The organism is Frankia sp. CgKIO3 (assembly GCF_977946435.1).
Genome location: NZ_CDWTMO010000002.1, coordinates 37,706 through 58,839 on the forward strand (window position 1 = coordinate 37,706; position 21,134 = coordinate 58,839).

18 protein-coding genes are annotated in these 21,134 nt (G+C 70.9%); 14 read left to right on the forward strand and 4 right to left on the reverse strand.

What is annotated here, in order from left to right:
* The first annotated feature begins 34 nt into the window (after positions 1-34).
* From glmU to AC08OJ_RS00615, 3 genes are all read left to right on the forward strand, one after another.
* Complete coding sequence (gene glmU, locus AC08OJ_RS00605; RefSeq protein ID WP_476594826.1) at positions 35-1,645, forward strand: bifunctional UDP-N-acetylglucosamine diphosphorylase/glucosamine-1-phosphate N-acetyltransferase GlmU; 1,611 nt, start codon at positions 35-37, stop codon at positions 1,643-1,645.
* A 308-nt stretch (positions 1,646-1,953) separates the two neighbouring features.
* A complete protein-coding gene (locus tag AC08OJ_RS00610) occupies positions 1,954-2,928 on the forward strand; it encodes a ribose-phosphate diphosphokinase (RefSeq protein WP_462186364.1) in 975 nt (324 codons plus the stop codon).
* A gap of 113 nt (positions 2,929-3,041) precedes the next feature.
* The gene (locus tag AC08OJ_RS00615; RefSeq protein ID WP_476594827.1) at positions 3,042-4,067 is read left to right on the forward strand and encodes a tryptophan--tRNA ligase; all 1,026 of its coding nucleotides are present in this window, start codon (positions 3,042-3,044) and stop codon (positions 4,065-4,067) included.
* Between the two features lie 60 nt (positions 4,068-4,127).
* Here the strand turns inward: AC08OJ_RS00615 and rsmA are convergent, their stop codons facing one another.
* Together rsmA and AC08OJ_RS00625 are read right to left on the reverse strand one after the other, a co-directional pair.
* Complete coding sequence (rsmA, locus tag AC08OJ_RS00620; protein ID WP_476594842.1) at positions 4,128-4,943, reverse strand: 16S rRNA (adenine(1518)-N(6)/adenine(1519)-N(6))-dimethyltransferase RsmA; 816 nt, start codon at positions 4,941-4,943, stop codon at positions 4,128-4,130.
* A gap of 56 nt (positions 4,944-4,999) precedes the next feature.
* Entirely contained in the window at positions 5,000-5,824 is an 825-nt protein-coding gene (locus AC08OJ_RS00625; protein ID WP_476594828.1) for a TatD family hydrolase, read from the reverse strand.
* A gap of 124 nt (positions 5,825-5,948) precedes the next feature.
* Here AC08OJ_RS00625 and AC08OJ_RS00630 point away from each other — a divergent pair, with 124 nt between their 5' ends.
* Together AC08OJ_RS00630 and AC08OJ_RS00635 are read left to right on the forward strand one after the other, a co-directional pair.
* Entirely contained in the window at positions 5,949-7,235 is a 1,287-nt protein-coding gene (locus AC08OJ_RS00630; RefSeq protein WP_476594829.1) for a type 1 periplasmic-binding domain-containing protein, read from the forward strand.
* Between the two features lie 149 nt (positions 7,236-7,384).
* On the forward strand, positions 7,385-7,936 hold the full coding sequence (locus AC08OJ_RS00635; RefSeq protein WP_476591939.1) for a YdcF family protein: 552 nt from the start codon (positions 7,385-7,387) through the stop codon (positions 7,934-7,936).
* 13 nt (positions 7,937-7,949) lie between these two features.
* Here the strand turns inward: AC08OJ_RS00635 and rsmI are convergent, their stop codons facing one another.
* On the reverse strand, positions 7,950-8,834 hold the full coding sequence (rsmI, locus tag AC08OJ_RS00640) for a 16S rRNA (cytidine(1402)-2'-O)-methyltransferase (protein ID WP_476591940.1): 885 nt from the start codon (positions 8,832-8,834) through the stop codon (positions 7,950-7,952).
* Between the two features lie 40 nt (positions 8,835-8,874).
* Between rsmI and AC08OJ_RS00645 the strand changes: the two genes are divergently transcribed.
* The gene (locus tag AC08OJ_RS00645) at positions 8,875-10,560 is read left to right on the forward strand and encodes a dolichyl-phosphate-mannose--protein mannosyltransferase (protein ID WP_476591941.1); all 1,686 of its coding nucleotides are present in this window, start codon (positions 8,875-8,877) and stop codon (positions 10,558-10,560) included.
* Between the two features lie 399 nt (positions 10,561-10,959).
* Complete coding sequence (locus AC08OJ_RS00650) at positions 10,960-11,157, forward strand: hypothetical protein (RefSeq protein ID WP_006541195.1); 198 nt, start codon at positions 10,960-10,962, stop codon at positions 11,155-11,157.
* A gap of 53 nt (positions 11,158-11,210) precedes the next feature.
* Here the strand turns inward: AC08OJ_RS00650 and AC08OJ_RS00655 are convergent, their stop codons facing one another.
* On the reverse strand, positions 11,211-11,759 hold the full coding sequence (locus AC08OJ_RS00655; RefSeq protein WP_476594830.1) for a hypothetical protein: 549 nt from the start codon (positions 11,757-11,759) through the stop codon (positions 11,211-11,213).
* A gap of 463 nt (positions 11,760-12,222) precedes the next feature.
* Here AC08OJ_RS00655 and AC08OJ_RS00660 point away from each other — a divergent pair, with 463 nt between their 5' ends.
* From AC08OJ_RS00660 to AC08OJ_RS00690, 7 genes are all read left to right on the forward strand, one after another.
* Positions 12,223-14,007, forward strand: coding sequence for a glycoside hydrolase family 15 protein (locus AC08OJ_RS00660; RefSeq protein ID WP_476594831.1), 1,785 nt, complete (start codon positions 12,223-12,225; stop codon positions 14,005-14,007).
* A gap of 193 nt (positions 14,008-14,200) precedes the next feature.
* Positions 14,201-15,700: an FHA domain-containing protein gene (locus AC08OJ_RS00665; RefSeq protein WP_476591944.1), complete on the forward strand. Its 1,500-nt coding sequence runs from the start codon at positions 14,201-14,203 to the stop codon at positions 15,698-15,700.
* A gap of 40 nt (positions 15,701-15,740) precedes the next feature.
* Positions 15,741-16,556, forward strand: a complete 816-nt coding sequence (locus tag AC08OJ_RS00670) for a DUF305 domain-containing protein (RefSeq protein ID WP_476594832.1) — start codon at positions 15,741-15,743, stop codon at positions 16,554-16,556.
* Positions 16,557-16,666: 110 nt separating this feature from the next.
* Positions 16,667-18,247: a SulP family inorganic anion transporter gene (locus AC08OJ_RS00675; protein WP_476591946.1), complete on the forward strand. Its 1,581-nt coding sequence runs from the start codon at positions 16,667-16,669 to the stop codon at positions 18,245-18,247.
* Between the two features lie 287 nt (positions 18,248-18,534).
* Positions 18,535-19,470, forward strand: a complete 936-nt coding sequence (locus AC08OJ_RS00680) for a family 43 glycosylhydrolase (protein ID WP_476594833.1) — start codon at positions 18,535-18,537, stop codon at positions 19,468-19,470.
* 130 nt (positions 19,471-19,600) lie between these two features.
* Entirely contained in the window at positions 19,601-20,005 is a 405-nt protein-coding gene (locus AC08OJ_RS00685) for a VOC family protein (protein ID WP_476594834.1), read from the forward strand.
* 287 nt (positions 20,006-20,292) lie between these two features.
* On the forward strand, positions 20,293-21,126 hold the full coding sequence (locus tag AC08OJ_RS00690) for an acyl-CoA thioesterase domain-containing protein (RefSeq protein WP_476591949.1): 834 nt from the start codon (positions 20,293-20,295) through the stop codon (positions 21,124-21,126).
* The last annotated feature ends 8 nt before the right edge of the window (positions 21,127-21,134 follow it).

Here is a 21,134-nt window from a genome sequence, read left to right on the forward strand (position 1 = left end):
ACCGCTGTCCAGGTCCGAAGACTCGGGAGATCGCGTGACATCATCACGTCCGGCGGCCGTCATCATCCTGGCAGCGGGCGAGGGCAAGCGCATGCGCTCGACGACACCGAAGGTGCTGCACCACATCGCCGGGCGCTCCCTTCTCCACCACGTGCTAAGCGCGGCCGGAGCCCTCGCGGCGGCGCGTACCGCGGTCGTCGTGGGCCACGGCCGCGAACAGGTCGCGGCGATGCTGGCGGAGCAGGCTCCCGAGGTCGTCCCGGTCGTCCAGGACCGCCAGCACGGCACGGGCCATGCCGTCCGGGTGGCCTTGGCGGCGCTCGGCGAGCTGGCGCCCAGCGGCACGGTGGTCGTGCTGCCCGGCGACACCCCGCTGTTGACCGGCGCGACGCTCACTGCCCTGGTGGCCCAGCACCATGCCCGGGCGGCCGCGGCAACGGTCCTGTCGGCCGTTGTCGACGACGCCACCGGTTACGGCCGGGTGGTGCGCGACGGCGACGGCGCGGTCCGGGCCATCGTCGAGCATCGCGACGCCGACGCCGCCACCGCGACGATCCGAGAGATCAACACCGGCGTGTACGCGTTCGCCGCGGGCCCACTCCAGACCGCACTCGCAGGGCTGACCAGGGACAATGCTCAAGGTGAGGAATACCTCACCGACGTCGTCGGGCTGCTGGTCGCCGCCGGGCGGCCGGTGGCCGCGCGGGTCGTGGACGATCCCGGCGAAGCCGGTGGGGTGAACGACCGCGTCCAGCTCGCCGCCGCCGGACGGGTGCTGCGGGACCGGATTGTCGAGGTGGCGATGCGCGCCGGCACCACCGTCGTCGACCCGCAGACCACCTGGATCGACGCCGACGTCATCCTCGAACCGGACACGACGCTCGCCCCCAACACCTTCCTGCACGGCCGGACGCACGTCGCTCGCGGCGCCGTCATCGGCCCCGAGTGCACCCTGACGGACACGGCAGTGGGCGCGGGCGCGACCGTCCTGCGGACCACAGCCGAGCAGGCCGAGATCGGCGCCGGGGCCGTGGTCGGGCCTTACAGCCATCTCCGGTCGGGCACCCGGCTAGGCTGCGAAGGCAAGATCGGCTCCTTCGTCGAGACGAAGTCGGCCGATCTCGGGAACCAGACGAAGGTCCCGCACCTGGCGTATGTCGGCGACGCGGTGGTCGGCGAGCGCAGCAACATCGGATGCACGACGGTCTTCGTGAACTACGACGGGGTGGCCAAGCACCGCACGATGATCGGCTCGGACGTCCGGATCGGCAGTGATACCATGCTTGTTGCTCCGGTCACGGTCGGGGACGGGGCCTACACCGGCGCCGGATCCGTGATCCGGGAGGACGTTCCGCCGGGCGCGCTGGCGGTCCGGGAGGGGCGGCAACGGATCATCGAAGGCTGGGTCTCCCGCCGCCGTCCCGGCAGCCCGGCGGCACGAGCGGCCGCCGCGGCCGGCGTCCCGGCCCCCGACGGTGCCGGAGATCCCGAGCGTCCCGATGAAATGCCACAACCGTCCGCGGCCGAGGCCGCCGTGCCGATCCCAGTTCATCAGGGTGACGTGGCGCACCGGAGTGAGTTGCCGCCTACCGGCAAGGGCGAAGCCGGCATCGCCGGTATTCCCGGCGCGGGGAGCAGAACGTAAAACCGGGAAGCAGAATGTAAAGAGACGTCCGTCCGAACCTTCTGGCCAGCGAGGGGATGCACACCGCCCCGGTCTGCCCCGCCCGGGTCGGCGGCCCGGGGTCCGCGGGCGGCAGCCGGCGGGTATCGCCGGAGTCGCGGGCGGCGATCCGGGCACGTGGGTACCGTCCCGCCTGCGCCAACAGGGGCGGGACCGGGTAAGCCCGAGTGTTGAACCGTGCGGCCTCACGGCCGTTCCCCCGAACGGGTCACCCGCCCGGGGGCTGCCCACGCCAGCCCGACCACGCCGTCACGCCCGAGGAGTACGCGGTGGCCTACCAGACCGAGAACCGGCGCAATCTGATGCTCTTCGCGGGACGTTCGCACCCGGGCCTCGCGGCGGAGGTCGCGGCCGCGCTCGACGTCGAGCCCGTCCCCACCAATGCTTACGAGTTTGCCAGCGGCGAGATCTTCGTCCGCTTCTCCGAATCGGTTCGAGGCTGCGACGCCTTCGTGCTCCAGTGCCATTCGGCCCCGGTGAACACCTGGCTGATGGAACAGCTGATCATGGTGGACGCGCTGAAGCGGGCCAGCGCCAAACGGATCACCGTCGTCGCGCCCTTCTACCCCTATGCGCGCCAGGACAAGAAGCACCGTGGCCGGGAGCCGATCTCGGCCCGCCTCGTCGCCGATTTGTTCAAGACCGCCGGCGCGCACCGGCTCATGTCAGTCGACCTGCACACTGCCCAGATTCAGGGCTTCTTCGACGGGCCGGTGGACCATCTCTTCGCGTTGCCGCTGCTCACCAACTACATCGAGTCCAAGCTGGACACGTCCGAGGTGACCGTCGTCGCCCCCGACTCGGGCCGGGTCCGCGTGGCTGAGCGGTGGACCGACCGGCTCGGCTGCCCGCTGGCCATCATCCACAAGCGGCGTGACCCGGACGTTCCCAACCAGGTGAAGATGTTCGACGTGGTCGGCGAGGTGCACGGACGGACCTGCGTCATCGTCGACGACATGATCGACACTGCCGGCACGATCACGAAGGCCGCGGAGTCACTCAAGGAGCACGGCGCGGCGGGCGTCATCGCGGCGGCAACCCACGGCGTGCTGTCCGGCCCCGCCGCCGACCGGCTGAAGAACTCGGAGATCAGCGAGGTCGTCCTCACGAACACGTTGCCCCTGCCCAGCGAGGCTCGCATCGACAAGATCACCGAACTGTCCATCGCCCCGCTGCTGGCCGCGGCCATCAAGGCCGTGTTCGAGGACGGGTCGGTGACCGGCCTGTTCGGCGGAGACGCCTGACCGAGGCTCGGATCTCCCACCCCGCCACCGAGACAGGCGCAGGCAGGCGAACGGCCGCGAAGAACGACCTGGGGCGTCCCGGCGGCTGCCCCGCGTCCGTAGACTGCCCTGCCATGGCAGCGCAACAGCCGAAGGTGTCTCTCACCGGGATCAAGCCGACGGGCGAGCCGCACCTCGGCAACTACATCGGAGCGATCCGGCCGTCGCTGGAGCTCACCTCGACCTACGAGTCGATCTATTTCGTCGCCGACTATCACGCCCTGACATCCGTGCGTAGTCGCGAGGAGTTGGCGAGCTACACCCGCTCGGTGGCGGCCACGTGGCTCGTGCTCGGACTCGACCCGACGAGCACGATCTTCTACCGCCAGTCCGACGTCCCCGAGATCTTCGAGCTGGCCTGGGTGCTGTCCTGCGTCACCGGCAAGGGTCTGATGAACCGGGCCCACGCCTACAAGGCAGCCCGTGACCGCAACGCCGAGGCCGGCGTCCCCGATCTGGATGCCGGCATCAACATGGGCCTGTTCAACTATCCGATTCTGATGGCCGTCGACATTCTCATCATGAATGCCGACGTGGTCCCCGTCGGTCAGGACCAGTCGCAGCACGTGGAATACGCCGCCGACATCGCCGGCTCCTTCAACCATCTGTTCGGTGACGTGTTCAGCCTGAAGATCCCGGAGGTGGTCCTCCCGGCCGGGATCTCGGCGAAGGTACTGCCCGGCATCGACGGCCGCAAGATGAGCAAGTCATACCGGAACACCATTCCCCTCTTCGCGCCGGAGAAGCAGCTACGGAAACTCGTCCGTGGGATCGTGAGCGACAGCACCCCGCTGGCGGACCCGAAGGACCCGGACAGTTCCGCGGCCTTCGTCCTGCTCGAGAACTTCGCGGCTCCCGAGGCAATCAAGGAGATGCGCAGCCGTCTGGAGCAGGGTGGCACTGGATGGGGCGAGGTGAAGAACGCCCTGTTCGGGACGCTCAACGACTGGCTGTCACCGCTGCGGGAGCGCTACACCGAGCTCATCACCCCGGACAGCGAGCTGGACGACATCCTCGCGGCGGGTGCCGAGCGGGCCCGCGACCGGGCCCGGCCAGTGCTCGCCGGGGTCCGGCGCGCGATCGGGATTTCCCCGCTCTGACCTTCCCCGCTCTGGTCTCCCCCGCTGTTCCGCCCTCCCCCGCCCGTTCCACCGGACGGGTCAGTCGGAACGGGCGGCGCGGGCGGCGGCCAGCCGGCAGAAGGCCGCGACATCGAGGGTCTCGCCCCGGGCACCGGGATCGACCTCGGCGGCACGCGCCAGTTCCCCGGCGGCGGCGGGCGATCCGGCCCAGGGCGCCAGGGCCGTACGCAGGGTCTTGCGGCGCTGCGCGAACGCGGCATCGATCGCGGCGAAAACGTCCGCCCGCAGCCGCGCCGGACCGGGCAGGGGCCTGCGGGTGAAGGCCACCAGCCCTGAATCGACATTCGGCTGCGGCCAGAAGACCGGTCTGGGCACCGCGCCGGCCGGCCGGGCGTGCGCATACCAGGCCAGCTTGACGCTGGGCGCCCCGTACACCCGGCTGCCCGGCGGCGCGGTGAGCCGGTCGGCGACCTCCGCCTGGACCATCACCAGCCCGCGGCGCAGCGAGGGCAGCCGTTCCAGCAGCCCGAGCAGCAGCGGCACCGCGATGTTGTAGGGCAGGTTCGCGGCGAGCACCCCGGGCGCAGCCACGTCGGCGGGCAGGTCGGCCGAGGTAACCCGCAGACCGTCGGCGGCCACCACGCGCAACCGCTCGGCGACGTCGGCCGGCAGCCGGGCGGCCACGGTCACCGGCAGGACCGCGGCGAGGGGGCGATCCACCTCGACAGCGACGACGGCCTTCGCCGCCTCGACGAGCCCCAGGGTCATCGACCCGAGTCCTGGCCCGATCTCCAGCACCGTGTCGTCCGGGCCGACGCCGGCGAGCCGCACCAGCCGGCGGACGGTGTTCGCGTCGACGAGGAAGTTCTGCCCGCGCCGTTTCGTCGGCCGCAGGTCCAGCTCGTGCGCGAGGGCCCGAAGCTCAGCCGGCGAGAACAGCGCGTCGGTGTCTACCAGGGCCCGAACACCCGCTCCGCGTTTGCGGCGATGTGCGTGCCGAGCTCGGCGACGCCGACGCCGCGGGTCTCGGCCAGCACCCGCAGCGTCAGCGGAATGAGGTACGGGCCGCCGGGCCGGCCCCGCCAAGGGGTCGGGGTGAGGAACGGCGCGTCGGTCTCCACCAGGATGAGATCCGCCGGAGCGACGGCCGCCGCCTCCCGCAGATTGGCGGCATTGGAGAAGGTGACGTTACCGGCGAACGACATCACGTACCCGGCGTCCGCGCAGATCTTCGCCATCGCCGTGTCCCCGGAGAAGGCGTGGAAGACGACCTTCTCCGGGGCGCCCTCCTCGCCGAGGATGCGCAGCGTGTCGTCGTGGGCGTCCCGGTCGTGGATCATCAGCGCCCGGCCGGTCTCCTTGGCGATCGCGATGTGGCGCCGGAAGCTCTCCTGCTGCGCGGCATGCGCCTCGGGTGGGGTGCGGAAGTAGTCCAGGCCCGTCTCGCCGATCGCGCGCACGCGATCGGCGTGGGCCAGCTCGGCGATGGCGGCGAACGTCTCCTCGGTGACCCCGTGGGCCGCCTCGTTAGGATGGATCGCGACGGCGGCGTAGATCTCCGGATGCGCCGCGGCGACCTCGGCCTGCCATCTGCTGGTGGGCAGGTCGATGCCGACGGTGACGGCCCGCGTGACACCAACTGCCCGGGCCGCCGCGATCGCCGCCGGAACTTCGGTGCCCATCAGGTCGAGATGACAGTGGCTGTCGACCACGGCCACGGGAAGAGGGTCCGGCGGTGGCGGCGGATCACCCGACCGGCCAGAGTTTCGCGCCACCTCGCCCGCCCTCCCGTGCCCGCCCTTCGTTTCCTGAAGTCTGAAGTCTACGACCGCCGCCGAGTGTGCCAGACAACCCGGCATGGGACGCTAATCGGGTGAGCAAGCGCAAGGACCCCACGCGATGACGACACCGTTGACCGTTGCCCTGGTCACCCCGCTGACCGGTCCCGACGCCGCCCAGGGCCTCGCCGGGCTACGAGGGGTCACCCTGTGGGCGCGTGACGAACGCCTCCCACCGCCCTGGGACGAGGTGAGTCTCACCGCCTACGACGCGTATCCCGATCCGGCCGCCGCCATGCGCGCCGCGGTGGCCGCGGGACCCGACGCCCTGCTCGGACCCTACGGCCACCGGGCGGCACTCGCGGCCTGTGCTGCGACGGACCGGGTGGTCTTCAACACCGGCGCCCCGTCCACGCGCTTCGTCCGGCAGGCCTTCCCGAACGTCGTGAACATCGCCGCGGCCACCTCGACCTGGCCGCGCGGGGTCCTCGCCGCCGTGCGGGCGGCCGATCGACGGGCCCGCAAGGTCGTCCTGCTCGCCTCCGGGGACACCGCCGTCGAGATCACATCGGTAACGAAGGCCGCCGCGGTAGCGCAGTCGTTCGAGGTGGCTTCGCACGTCTTCCCCCCGGGCAAGGCCGCCCTCACCGCGACCCGGCTGCCCCCGGGCGACATCCTCATCGTCCACGCCGGCCCGGACGACGAGCTGGCGGCGGCGAACATCCTGCTGCGCCGGCCGTGGCGGGCGGCCGCCTTCTCCACGGCCGTCAGTGCGCAGGCCACCGCGAGCCTGGGCGACCTGCGCGAGCAGCTGCTGGCGCCGGGCAGCTGGATGCCCGAGAACACCCAGCCGACCGCGACCGGTCCGACCGCGCGGGAGTTCACCGCCGACTTCACCGCCCTGCACGGCGTCGCGCCGACCGAAACGGCGGCCTGGGCCTACGTCACCGGGCTGATCCTGGGACGGGCCATTCGCTACTGCGGAGGCGTGCAGGACACCTCCGTGCTCGCCGCCGCCCGGGGCATCGACACGACCACGTTGCTCGGTCGCTTCCGGCTGGACGAGGCGACGGGGCTCCAGGTCGGCCACCAGATCCCGATCGTGCAGTGGCAGGCCGGTGCCTCCCGGACGGTCTGGCCCCGTGAGTCGGCGCGGGCACCGTTCGCCCATCCCCGGCTGTTCACCAGCCGCCCGGGGACGGCGTCGCGGACTTCGCCGGGGACGGGCACGTTTTCGATCAGCCCTCCCACGCCGACGGCCGGATCGGGGACGACGCCCCCGACCGCGCAGCCCCGGACCACGCAGCCCCGGACCACGCAGCCCCCGACCACGCAGCCCCGGACCGCGCAGCCTCGGACCGCGCAGCCTCGGACGCCTCCGGCCTCGCGCACACTCCCCACCACGTGAGTGGGCCTCCGCCGCCGACGGGCCATCCGGGGCGGGTGAACCGTCCGGAGCGGTGGACCACCCGGAGCGGGTGAACGGTGATTGGTTCGGGTGCCGCCGTGGTACTGAGAAACTCACGGCGGCACTTGGCGGCCCGCGGAGGGGGAAACATGGCAGCGGGTCCACTCGGTCGTGCTCCCGCGGGGCCGTGGCGCCGCCGGGCCGCAGTGGGCATCCTCGGTGGCCTGACGGTGGCCTTCGCGGTGGCGACGGCCCGGCTGTTCGTCTTTCCGCACCAGGATGCTCCCGCCCCGGTGGACGCGATCGTCATGTTCGCCGGGAGTCCGGGACGGCTCGAACGCGCCGTCGCACTCACGCGGGCCGGCTACGCACCCGTGCTCGCGGTCTCGGCGCCGACGGAGAAGGACCCGTGCCCCGGGCCCATTCCCGGGGTCGAGGTGATCTGTTTCTCGCCCGATCCGCGGACGACCCAGGGCGAGTCGCGGTGGACCTCCGCGGCGGCGGCACGCCGCGGGTGGCATTCGCTCATGGTCGTCGCCTCGACCTCACAGAGCACGCGCGCCCGGCTGCGCCTCGACCGTTGCTATGACGGCGAGACGCGGATGCAGGGGGTCCCGCCCCCGCGCCGGGCCTGGCCGTACGTGATCGCCTACGAGTGGGCGGCCCTGGGCAAGGCCCTCGTTCTCCAACACCACTGCTGACCGCCGACCGTGCTCAGCGCCCGTCGGCCCGGTCCCCGGCCCGGGCGGCGAGCTCCGCGGCATAGACCTCGTTGCGGGAGACGCCGTACTCGGCGGCCACGGCCTTGCGCGCGTCCTTCGGGGACATCCCCGCCGAGGTTCGTCGGGCTACCTCGGCGACCAGGATCCTGCCGTCGATGATCGGCCCAGCCACGCTTGGCCCGGCCCGGCCCCGGGTACCGCCGGCGACCACCAGCGTGAACTCCCCCCGGATAACCCGGCCGTCGGTGGCCCAGCCGAGCAGATCGGCGAGGTCGCCGCGGACGATCTCCTCGAAGGTCTTCGTCAGCTCGCGGCAGAGCACCGCCGGACGGTCGGCGCCGAAGGCCGTGACGAGGTCGCGCAGGCCGGCCACGAGCCGGTGCGGGGACTCCAGGAACACCATCGTCCGCGGCTCGCCGGCCAGGTCGCGAAGGCGTCCACGCCGGTCGCCGCCCTTGCGCGGCAGGAAGCCCTCGAAGGTCCAGCGGTCCGTCGGCAGCCCGCTGACGGCCAGGGCCGCGGTGACAGCGGACGGACCGGGAACGACGGTCACGGCCATCCCCGCGGCGGCGGCTGCGGCCACGACCCGGAACCCGGGATCGGAGACGGCGGGCATCCCGGCGTCGGTGACGAGCGCGACGGTGGCACCCTGGCGCAGGTAGTCGGTGAGCTGGGCGGCCCGGGTGCCTTCCACCGCGTCGTAGCACGACACGATCCGCCCGGACACCGTCACGTCGAGCGCGTGCGCCAGCCGTAGGACCCGGCGGGTGTCCTCGGCGGCGATCACATCCGCGGTGGCAAGGATCTCGCCGAGCCGAGGGCTGGCGTCCCGGACGTCGCCGATGGGGGCACCGCACAGCACCAGGGTCCCGGGCACCCGACCAGTCTGTCAGGAGCCAGGACCTACCCTGATCGGTGTGACGGCGACGACGGCCCACCTGCCCTGGACGGCGACCGGTCGCGGGGACGCGGCGCGGGTGGCCGGCCCGGGTTCCTCCGGCCCGGCCGGCGGTCGGCCGCTCTCGGTGCGTGAGCGGCTGTGCCCACCGATGCCGCGGTCGCCGCTCGTAGGGTGGCTGGCGACCCTGTCCGTCGCGATCGTCGCCGGGCTGCTGCGTTTCTGGCACCTCACAGAGCCCCGCGGGATCTACTTCGACGAGGTCTACTACACCAAGGACGCCTGGGGCCTGCTGACGGTCGGGTATGAGATCAACTCGACGACCTGTTCCGGTCCGGCCTACGTCGTCCATCCGCCGTTCGGCAAGTGGCTGATGGCCGCCTCCGAGGGTCTGTTCGGCTATACCGACTGTGCCGGGGTCTCGCACGGCAGTCCGGAGCTCGGCTGGCGGTTCTCGTCCGCGCTGTTCGGGACGCTCGCTGTCTTGGTCCTCGCCCGCGCCGCCCGACGGATGTTCCGCTCCACGCTCCTGGGCTGCTTCGCCGGTCTGCTCCTCGCCCTCGACGGGCTGGAGTTCGTGCAGAGTCGCATCGGGATCCTCGACATCTTCCTGATGACTGGCGTCGTCGTGGCGCTGGCCTGTCTGCTGCTCGACCGGGACGACGGCCGCCGCCGGCTCGCCGACCGCCTGGAACCAGCTGGTTCCGGTCCCGGATCAGCACCTCTGGGGGACAATGCCGCCGGCCCGGACAGCGGCCCGACCGCGGCGGCTCCGCCCATCCGGGCCGACCGCCTCCTCGACACGTACGGGCCGCGGCTGGGGTTCCGCCCCTGGCGGCTGGCCTGCGGGGTGGCCCTGGGACTGTCCATGGGGGTGAAGTGGAGCGCCCTCTACACGATCATCGGCTTCGCGGCGCTCGCCCTCGCATGGGACATCGGAGCGCGGCGCACCGGCGGAGCCCGCCGACCCGTGTTGGGAGCACTGCGCCGGGACAGCCCGGCCTGGTTCGCCGGGTTCCTACTCGTCCCCATCGTGACCTTCCTCGCCACCTGGACCGGCTGGTTCGCCACCGACGGCGGCTACTACCGCCACTACTACGGCAACGGCTTCGGCGCCGCGTGGCACGGCTGGTGGAAGTACCAGATGGCGGTGCTGAAGTTCCACGAGGGACTCCACGAGGGGCACGCCTTCGCGTCGCATCCGATGAGCTGGCTGGTGATGGCGCGGCCGGTCGCGTACTACTACTCCTCGCCGGCGTACGGGACCTCGGGCTGCCACGATCCGGCCGGCTGCTCCCGGGAGGTCCTCGCTCTGGGCAACCCGGCGATCTGGTGGGTCGGCACGGCGGCGCTGGTCGCGATGCTCGCCTGGTGGGTCTCCCGGCGGGACTGGCGGGCGGCCCTGGTGCTGGTTGGGTTCGGCTCGGCCTTCGTGCCGTGGCTGCTGCTCCCGAACCGCACGATGTTCTTCTTCTATGCGCTGCCGTCGCTGCCGTTCCTGGTCCTCGCCATCACGGCGCTGGCCGGGCTCGTCCTCGGCCCGCGCGAGGCGTCGGAGACCCGCCGCCTGGTCGGGGCGCTGTCGGTCGGAATCTACACGATCATCGTCGTGCTGCTCTTCGCGTACTTCTACCCGATCCTGGCCGCCGAGGTGATCCCCTACTCCTCGTGGCGCGCCCGGATGTGGTTCCCGGGCTGGATCTGACAGGACACCACACCAGGCCCACGGTGCCGACCCGTGAACCCCGACGAGGCCTGCGGCGTCGCCTCAACGTGATCCGACTCACGACTTCGCGCCCCATTCGTGGCATCACCACCGTAGGCGATGCAACCATTACGAATCGGCAAGCCGGAACGGCGACAGCCGCAGCGACAGGGGTTATCGAAGTTTGATGGTCACGAAGAGCCGAACAAGGACGCCACTAGCAGCACCGCCCTAGTCCTTGAACGGGGGGGTCGCGTACAGCTCGAGAAATCGATCCGAGAGGGTGGGGCGGTCACCATGCCCCGAGGCCGTGCGGCAGTGAGCGCCCAAACGGGCCTCCCTCCGACCTCCAACCACCGGAGACGGGTGTCGGGCGGGCCGAGACTGGGAGGAACCACCATGGCGGATGTGTCGGTACGCTTCGCGATGACCGATGACAGCGAGATCGTGCTGAACCTGTCGCTGACCCAGGCGATCCGGCTCACGGAGGCGATCGCGTCGAAGGTCAGCCAGGCGATGACCGAGCAGCCGCGGGCCGGCATGAACGGCAACGCCTACGGCCCCGGGGTGCGCCCCGGCCCCTACTCGACGTCCTGAGCCGTCCGGCACCGAGCCGGGTTGTACCCCCGGCGTACCCCCGCGGTGCCGGGCTATCCCCCGGTCAACTGGGCGATCAGGGCCCGCAGCAGGTCGAGATCCCGGCGGCGCAGCTCGGCGACGGACGACGGATCCGGCCGTGTGGAGGCCAGCGCCGCACGCACCGAGCGCAGCTTGTCGCGCAGGATCTCCACGTCGGCGGGTGTCAGTAGACCGTCGCGCAGGACCAGCACCACGTGGCCACCGTGCTGCACCACGTCCACCGACTCGACCATCGGCAGCGTGACGACCCGGATACCGACAGGTGCCTCCTGGTCGTAGACAAGACACAGCTGGTCCTCCGCCATCACCTCCGCGGTGCTGTCGTCCCACAGCACGGTCGCTCGGGCCGTGATGGGGATCACACCGCGGGCCGACTCGACCCGCACGGGGTCGGCGTTCCCGGCCGGTTCGCGACGGCCGGCCGGGTGGACGGCGAGTACCGTGCCGCGCCGCGACCAGACCCCGCCACCGAGGTCGTCGACGGGGAAGACCCGGTCACCCCGGGCGAACATCACCAACGCGGCACGACCGTCCTCGGCGGTCGATGGGTGGGCGGCCATAGCGTGATCGTAGGTGGCCGCCGTGGGGCCCGAGCACCGAGACCCCACCAGGGCGCATCCGGCAACACCCGCACACCCGCACACCCGCACACCCGCACACCCGCACACCCGCACACCCGCACACCCGCACACCCGCACACCCGCACACCCGCACCGGAAACTACCGTTCCCCACCGGTGAACCGGTCCCAACGATCCTGGTAGTCACCGATGTGGCCGCGAACCACCGCCGGCATCGCACGTTCACCGGCTCGCCGCGGCCACTGTGGCTTACGCCCGGTCATGGTCCCGTGGGCTCCGCAACGGGTTACCTTCGCCTGGTTGCCACCGAATCGCGTGGCGACCGGCGGCAGTCGGAGGACGCGGGCGGCTCCCGGCGGGCCGCGACAACGTGGTCCATCCTCCCCCCTGTCCCGCAACCCCCGCGGCCGACCTCGGCCGGTCACGTTTCGCAGAGCCCACGAATGCCCGACACCGACTATCCGCCCATTGAAGAGCACGCGGTCATCGGCGACCTGCGTACCGTGGCCCTGGTCGCCACGGACGGCACGATCGACTGGTACTGCCCGCAGCGCTTCGACGCGCCGTCGGTTTTCGCGAGTCTGCTGGACGCCGACCGTGGCGGATCGTTCCGCATCCACTGTCCGGACTCCCGGGCCAGGCAGCTCTACCTACCCGACTCGAACATCCTGATGACCCGTTTCCTCGCCCCCCGCGCGGTCGGTGAGGTCATCGACTTCATGGTCCCGGTGGACAGCGACGTCACCGAGACGCCGCACGTCGTGGTCCGCCAGGCGCGAGCGGTGCGTGGAACCGCCACGTTCCGGCTGCGCTGCGACCCCCGGTTCGACTACGGCCGAGCCCCGCACACCGTCACCCTGGTACCCGGTTCGGGCGCGGTGTTCGAGTCGACCGCCGGCACCCTTGTGCTGCGCACGGCCCTGCCGCTGCGCGTCGAGGCCACGTCCGTGGTCGCCGAGTTCGAGCTGGCGATGGGCGAGTGTGCCGACATCGTGCTCGAGTGGAACTCGACCATCCGCCCATTGATCATCGGTGAGGCGGAGACGTTGTTCACCCGGACGCTGAACTACTGGCAGGCCTGGATCCGGCGCGGGCGCTATCACGGCCGGTGGCGGGAGATGGTGGTACGCAGCGCTCTCGTCCTCAAACTGCTCGTCTACCGGCCCACCGGGGCGCTGGTGGCCGCGCCGACCACCTCGCTACCCGAGGAGCTCGGCGGCGTGCGCAACTGGGACTACCGCTACACCTGGATCCGCGACGCGGCCTTCACGGTGTACGCGCTGATGGCGCTCGGCTTCACCGACGAGACCGCGGCGTTCATGGACTGGCTCGAACAGCGATGTCACGAGGCACCCAAGGACTCCGGGCTCTACGTGCTCTACAGCGTGGACGGCAACGCCGACCTGGACGAGCTGGTCCTCGACCAGCTGTCCGGCTATCGCGGCTCGAAGCCGGTGCGCGTCGGCAACGCCGCCGCCACACAGCTCCAGCTCGACATCTACGGCGAGCTGATGGACTCGGTGTACCTGTACAACAAGCAGGTCCCGATCTCCTTCCAGCTCTGGGAGGCGCTGGGCCGCCAGCTCGACTGGCTGGCCAAGCACTGGGACGAACCGGACGAGGGCATCTGGGAGACCCGGGGTGGGCGCCAGCGCTTCACCTACTCAGTCGTGATGACCTGGGTCGCCTTCGAACGGGCCTGCCGGATCTCGCGCCAGCGTGGCCTGCCCGGGCCGACGAACGAATGGAAGGACTACGCCGGGCAGGCCTACCGGTTCGTCCAGAACGAGGCGTGGAACCCCACCCGCGGCGCCTACATGGAGTTCCCCGGCTCACCACGGATGGACGCATCCCTGCTGTGCATGCCGCTGGTGAAGTTCTCCGGCCCCACCGACCCCCGGTTCCTGTCGACCCTGGAACGGTTCAGCGGGGACCTGGTCAGCGACAGTCTGGTGCGCCGGTACGCCGCGGACGGCAGCGACGGCCTCACGGGTGACGAGGGCACCTTCAACCTGTGCTCGTTCTGGTACGTGGAGGCACTGACCCGGGCCGGTCGGGTCGCCGAGGCCCGGATGGTCTTCGAGAAGATGCTCACCTACGCCAACCACGTGGGGCTCTACGCCGAGGAGATCGGTTCCTCCGGGGAGGCGCTCGGCAACTTCCCGCAGGCGTTCACCCACCTCGCCCTGATCAGTGCCGCGATCCATCTCGACCGCGCGCTGGGGTGACCGACCCGAGGACGGGTGTGCGGTGACCACGGGTGTGCGGTGACGGGCGGTTTCCGGTGCCGGCGCGGCACGGCAGGATAGGCGGCGAGGATACGCACCGGAGCCGATAGCCTGAAGATCGGCACCGATGTTCGGAGTGCGGGATCCTTCAAGGTCGGGATCCTTCGAGGTGCGGGATACGAGGGGCGAGGTCATGGCGGGACTGGACCGTTTCCGGGTGGTCGTGGAATCCGGGCGCGGAGATCGGGCGGGAGTGGTCGTCCGGCTGCCCGGCGCACTCATCGTCGCCCGTGCCGGCCGGTCGGAGACGGCCGAGACGACCATCAGGCTGCTGGCGCTGTGCGCCGAGGTCGCCGCCGAGGTGGGCGCCACCGCGTCGACCATGGGTCGCCGGCTGGTGCGCCGGGTCGCAGGGCTGCTGGCCGACGCCGATCCGGATCGGGTGCCCGACTTCAGCCTGCTGACCACGGTCAATGACCGGGTCGCCGCGCTGGTCCACGGGGCGATGGACGTCGTCGCGACGGGCAGCTCCGGGGTGACGCTCTCCGGCGTCGACTCGGCCACGTGGGTCGACCGGCTGCTGCCCACCGAGATCAGCCGGATCGACGTCGGCCCCACCGGCATGGTCGGGCCGACGGGTTTCCCCGGCGGGCTCGGCGATCTCGGTTTCCCGCTCGACCTGCGCATCGGGGCCGTGCCCGGGATCGGGGTGAGTCTGCTGCTCAGCGACACGCCGTCGCTGCCCGCGCCGAAGGCCTCCGCCGAGCAGCTGCTTGCCGGGTTCGATCCGGTCCGGGAGCCGATGACCGGCGCCGCGCCCATCCCCACGCCGGGAACTCGCGCCCCCGATCCGATGTCGACCACCCCGCCGGCGCTCGCCCCCCTGCTCAGCAAGGAGGAGGAGGCCCACCGGCGCCGCGCCGCCGCCGAACCGACGCAGGCGGCCGACCTTGACGAGCTCGACGAGCTCGACGAGGATCCGCCCACCGAGCTGGCCCAGCGTGACTCGATCCCGCGTGCCGGGAGCGATCTGGGTGGCAGGCACGGCCACGCCGGCCACGCCGGGCCCGTCGGCCACCCCGAGGGCCTCTCCGACGATCTGGGCGACGACCTCACCGACGACGAGCACGACGCCCTGACCCAGCTCCCGGGCCAGAGCTTCACCGTCTCCGACCTCATCGAGGACGACGAGGCACCGACGATGCTGCCGAGCAGCGGCGAGCCTCAGGTCGAGGGCGTGCTGTGCGCCAACGGCCACTTCAACCACCCGCAGGCGCCGTACTGCTCCGAGTGCGGCCTGTCGCTCGCCCAGCAGAACACCCGCACGGTCTGGGGCCCCCGGCCGCCCGTCGGCGTCCTCGTCTTCGACGACGGCCAGACCATGAACGTCGACATGGACCTGGTGATCGGCCGCCAGCCGGACCGCGACGATGCGGTCCGGGCCGGGAAGGCACGGGCGCTGCCGGTCGAGGACGGCGAGAGCGCGGTCTCCCGGGTACACGCCATCATCACCCTCAACGGCTGGGACGCGGTCATCACCGATCAGGGTTCGGCGAACGGCACTTACATCGCCCCGCCGGAGGCGACCGTGTGGACGCCGCTGAGCCCGCACCAGCCGGCTCCCCTGATCCCCGGCACCCGCGTCCAGGTAGGCAAGCGGACGTTCGTGTTCAACTCCCACCTGCACGTTTGACCACCTGCCCGGGCAACTCACCCGCCCAATCGAGGTGATCATGACGACGGCGAACGACGACCGGCCAGCCGGCGACGACCTGCCGGCCAGCGACGGCGATGCGGCGCGCGGGAGTGACGCGCGGCCGCGACGCCGCTGGGCCCGAAGCCGGCTGTGGTGGGCGCCGGTGATGCTCGCCGTGGTAGCCGGCCTGCTGGCGGCCGGCGCGGCGCTGGGCAACCTCGCCAGCCGGCCACCGGCTGAGGGGTCGGTCGACGTCGGCTTCGCCCGGGACATGTCCGAGCATCACGCCCAGGCAGTGCAGATGGCCATGATCGAGTTCAGTCACGGCGGTGACCAGGACACCCGCAGCGTGGCCCAGGACATCGCGCTGACCCAGCAACGCGAGATCGGCATCATGTCCTCGTGGCTGTCCGGATGGGGACGGCCCCAGTCCACCTCCGGGACACCGATGCGGTGGATGCGGGACTCCCGCACCGTCAACGGGGCCTCGGGCGGGCAGGATGGTCATGACGGTCACGGCGCCGCCAGGCCCGGCATGGACATGCCGGGCCTGGCCGAGGATGCGGCGGAGGACGCGTCCAGCGACCCGCGGGACACCGCGCGCATGCCGGGCATGGCGACCCCCGCCGAGCTGCAACGGCTGGCCTCGATCCGGGGCCATGACCTCGACGTCCTCTTCCTCACCCTGATGGTGCGCCACCATCGTGGGGGGCTGGCCATGGCCCAGTACGCGGCGATGCACGCCGGTGAGGACCGGGTACGGGCGATGGCCAGGGCGATGGTGCTCGCCCAGTCGATGGAGATCGACCAGATGCAGCGCGATCTGGTACGCCTCGGCGCGCCTCGGGCCTGACCGGCGAACCCACCCGCTGTCACGACGAAACCGTCTTTGTATAGTCAAGTGGGACTAACCGGACTCGGGGAAGGTAGCCCCCTCGTCGCAGGGCAGGGGAGGCCGCCGCCATGCCTGGTGCAACCGCCCGAGAGGCCGCCGACGCCGGGGGCTTCGTTCGCCGGACGGCCCCCGGCGGCCCCTGCTACTCCCGCCGCCTCACCGGCCACTGGCCGGGGGTTCGTTACGTCCGGGTGGAACTGCTCGCCGGCCTGGTGACGTCGCTCGCGCTGATCCCGGAGACGATCTCCTTCTCCGTGGTGGCGGAGGTCGATCCGAAGGTCGGTCTGTTCGCGTCGTTCACCATCTCGGTGGTCATCGCGTTCACCGGCGGGCGCCCGGCGATGATCTCGGCGGCGGCAGGCTCCATGGCCCTCGTCGCCGCCCCCCTGGTCCGCGACCACGGCCTGAACTACCTGCTGGCGACGACCATCGGGGTGGGCCTGCTGATGTTCGTGCTCGGCAGGCTCGGGGTGGCACGGCTGATGCGGTTCGTCCCGCGGGCCGCGATGATCGGCTTCGTCAACGCGCTGGCCATCCTCATCTTCACCGCGCAGATGCCGCACGTGATCGGCAAGTCGTGGCAGGTCTACGCCCTCGTCGCCGCGGGCCTCGCCATCCTGCTGGCCGTCCCCCGCCTGACCAGAGCGGTCCCGCCGCCGCTCGTGGCGGTGGCGGTCCTCACCCTCGTCACCGCCGGTTTCGACATCTCCGTCCCCGCCGTCGGCAACGAGGGCCGGCTGCCGAGCTCACTGCCCGTCCCCGGCGTGCCCGACGTGCCGCTGACCTGGGAGACACTGCAGATCATCGCCCCGTACGCGGTGGCGCTTACCGCCGTCGGCCTGGTGGAGACGCTGCTGACCGCGCAGATCGTGGACCGGTTGACCGACACCACGCATGACCCGAACCGCGAATCCCGGGGCCTAGGGATCACCAACATCGTCAACGGCTTCTTCGGCGGGATGGGCGGCTGCGCCATGATCGGCCAGACGATGGTGAACGTCAGCTCGGGCGGGCGGGGCCGGCTGTCGACCTTCGCCGCCGGCGGCTTCCTGCTCATGCTGGTCGTCCCGCTGCGCAACCTCGTGCGGGTCATCCCGATGTCGGCGCTGGCCGCAGTGATGATCATGATGTCGGTCATGACCTTCGAGTGGCGCAGCATCCAGCCCTCGACGCTGCGCCGGATGCCCCGCAGCGAGACCGCGGTCATGGTGGCGACCGTCGCCGTCGTGGTGCCCACCCACAACCTCGCCTACGGCGTTGGGGTGGGCGTCGTGCTGGCCGCGCTGCTGTTCACCCGCCGGGCCGCGAATCTGGCGCTGGTGACCAGCGTGCTCGACCCGGAGGGCCGAGAGAGGATCTACTCCGTCCAGGGCACGCTGTTCTTCGCCTCGACCAGTGATCTGGTGAACGCCTTCGACTACGCGCGCGATCCCGGACGGGTGGTCATCGACCTCTCGGAAGCCCACCTTCTCGACTCGGCGGCGGTCACCACCCTCGACGACGTGTGCGCGAAGTACCGCGAACGCGGCACGCAGGTAAGCCTGGTGGGGGTGAACGCCCGTAGTGCCACCCTGCTGCACAAGCTGTCCGCCGAGCCGGCCCAGGTGGAACCGGCACCGACCGAGCCGGCACCGACCCGCGTCCGGTGAAGTCGAGCTGATCGTGAATACACTCCGCCATTAGATGCTCACTCAGATACTTACGCTGAGGATGGTGGCGGGATGGCCGGAGAGCGGGGCGCCGGGCTCACTCAGGGTCTGATCGACTTCACTCGGCGCCAGCCCGCTGTGGTCGTCATCATCATCGTCCTAGGCGGGTTGTACGTTGCCAGGTCCGGTCCGGTCCGGGCCCGGGTTCCCGGGCCGTCCTCGTCCCCGGGATCGAGTTCTCGACCCCGTCCCTGATCACCCACAACCGGACGACCTATGCCTTCGGCGTGGACCCGGACTCCCCCGGCACCGTCGACGTGCTCTCCAGCCGGGACCGCCGGAGCTGGACGATCGAGCCGGCCGCGCTGCACGCCCTGCCGCCCTGGGCCGACCCCGCGGGCGGCCTCGGCCCGGCGGCCGTCGGCGCCTTCGGCCACGGGTTCGTCATGTACTACGCGACGGCCGTGCGTGGCCTCGGCGTCCGCTGTATCTCCGCGGCGACCGCCGACTCCGCCGACGGTCCGTTCGTCGACACCTCTCTCGCGCCCTTCATCTGCCAGACCGCGGACGGCGGCAGTTCGGATCCGAGCCCCTTCGTCGACGAAGCCGGACGCGCTTACCTGGCCTGGGCAAGCCCCGGGGCGGGCGGCGGCTCGGACCGGAACCACGGCGCGCCGCCCACGCTGTGGGCGCAGCGGCTGCGACCCGACGGACTCGTGCTCGCCAGCGAACCCGCCGTCATGCTCCGCCCGAGCCTGTCCTGGCAGCAGGGGCGGATCTCGGCACCATCGATGATCTCAATCCACGGGCGTCACCATCTGCTCTATTCGGCCGCGTCGCCGCTCGGTGGACGGCAGGTGGTGGCGACCGCGTCGTGCAAGGGGCCGCTCGGGCCCTGCCGGCCGGCGGACGAACCGATGCTGACCGGGGGAAAGGTCGGCTTCGGACCGAGCGGGGCCCATGCCTTCACCGACGCGCGGGACCGCTGGTGGGTGGGGCTGCACAGCTGGGACTCCCGGCCCGACGGCGCCTACCTGCCAATCGGTCGGTTCGTCGTCGCTCCGCTCGACGTCACCCGGGACGCGGTGACGCTGCACGTCGACTCCCTCGTCCGAGGACGGGTGCTTGATCCGGACGAGCATGACCCATCCCACGAGCACCCATCCCACGAGCACCGCCGGCAGCACGAGGACCGGGTAGACGGCGAGGACCGGGTGGGATAATTAGGTGGTGGGGCCGGCTCCCCGCCGTCTTCGCGGACTACGACATTCCGAATCCGAGCATTCCCGGTATCTCCACCGAGGACCACGGGCCCTGGAAGTGCCGACAAAGCGACTTACGGAGAAGGTCCATATGCCAGTCGAGCTGAATCATACTATTGTGCATGCCCGGAACAACCGGGAATCGGCCGAGTTTCTAGCGGATATCCTCGGTCTCAAGGTCGGCGCCGCGTGGGGACCGTTCATCCCGGTCGTCACCGCAAACGGTGTCACCTTGGACTTCACCACCGCACCGGTTGAGTCGATCACTGCGCAGCACTATGCGTTCCTGATCGCCGAGGAGGAGTTCGACGCGGCGTTCGAGCGGATCCAGCGGGCCGGGATCACCTACTACGCGGATCCACACCGCAAGCACCCGGGCGAGATCAATCATCATGACGGCGGACGGGGGTTGTACTTCCTGGACCCGGCCGGCCACGGCATGGAGATCATCACCCGCTCCTACGGGGGATTCGAAGCAGATTCCAGAGCAGTCTGAGATCGGTAACAGTCCGAAATCGGCGGACAAACCGATAAGCAGCAACCTTTATCTACCATACGGGCTCAATGGAATGTGACGTGCGCCACTGTGACCAGCAGTCGGCGGCGAATAGGCCGATATTTGCCGCGAGGCTCCGCGCCGGGCGAAGTCATGATCCACGTGTGACAATTCGGCAGAGAGTGCAGCGACCGGTCACGGTCCCCCGACCTGGGCGTCCAGCGCGGGCATCCGGCAAGGATACCGCGGCATTCTCACCTGGCGAGCGTCCGCGGGAAGGGTGCACTGTGGGTACACAATCCGCGGAGACGACGGACGCACGAGCTGGTGAGACCCCCGAGCAACAGGCCGGCGCGCAGGATCAGGCCGATAGGGCGCCGGCGCCCGGCCAGTGCACTCTGAGTGAACTACTGGCAGTTCTCGACCTCGGCGGGGATGTTCCGCCGGTGCCGGCCCGATGCCTGCTCAGCACACACGGCGGCGTCCTCGGGGCGCAGCTGCTCGGCCAGCAGATCGTTCTCGCCGAGCGTATGACCCCCAGTAAGATCACGCACAGCCTGCAGACGGTGTTCATGCGCCCCGGCGACTGCCGCCAACCGGTCTGGATCGACGTCGAGCGGTTGGCCCACGGGCGGTCGATCGACTCCCTGGCCCTGACCTTCCGACAAGACTCGTTGCAGATCTGCCAGGCGGACGTGATGCTCCGCTCCCCAGAGCAGGACTTCCTGCGCCTGCGCTCCACCGAGTCCGACTTCCTCGGCCCGGAGCACGCCAGCCCCCTCGACCGTCCGATGATGCCCTGGGAGGTTCGGGTGCTTCCCCGGGCGGGCACCCATCAGCTGGACCAATGGCAGCGCATCCCCGGGGCGCCGGAGGACCGGTCCCTGTGGAGGGCGTTCATCGCGCACAGCTGCGAGCTGCTGCCGCTGTCCGACCTGCTGGCCGTCACCGGCCTGACCCCCACCAAGCGCCTGGCAGTCGCCGTCCTCTCGCAGAATGTGACCTTCTACGACGACCTGGACGTCCGGGACCCGGGTGCGTACCCTGCACGCGGGCCACGGCCGGACGATCGGCCGTGTCGAGGTCTTCGGCCCGGACGGGGAGCTACGCGCGGGCAGTGAGCTCGTCG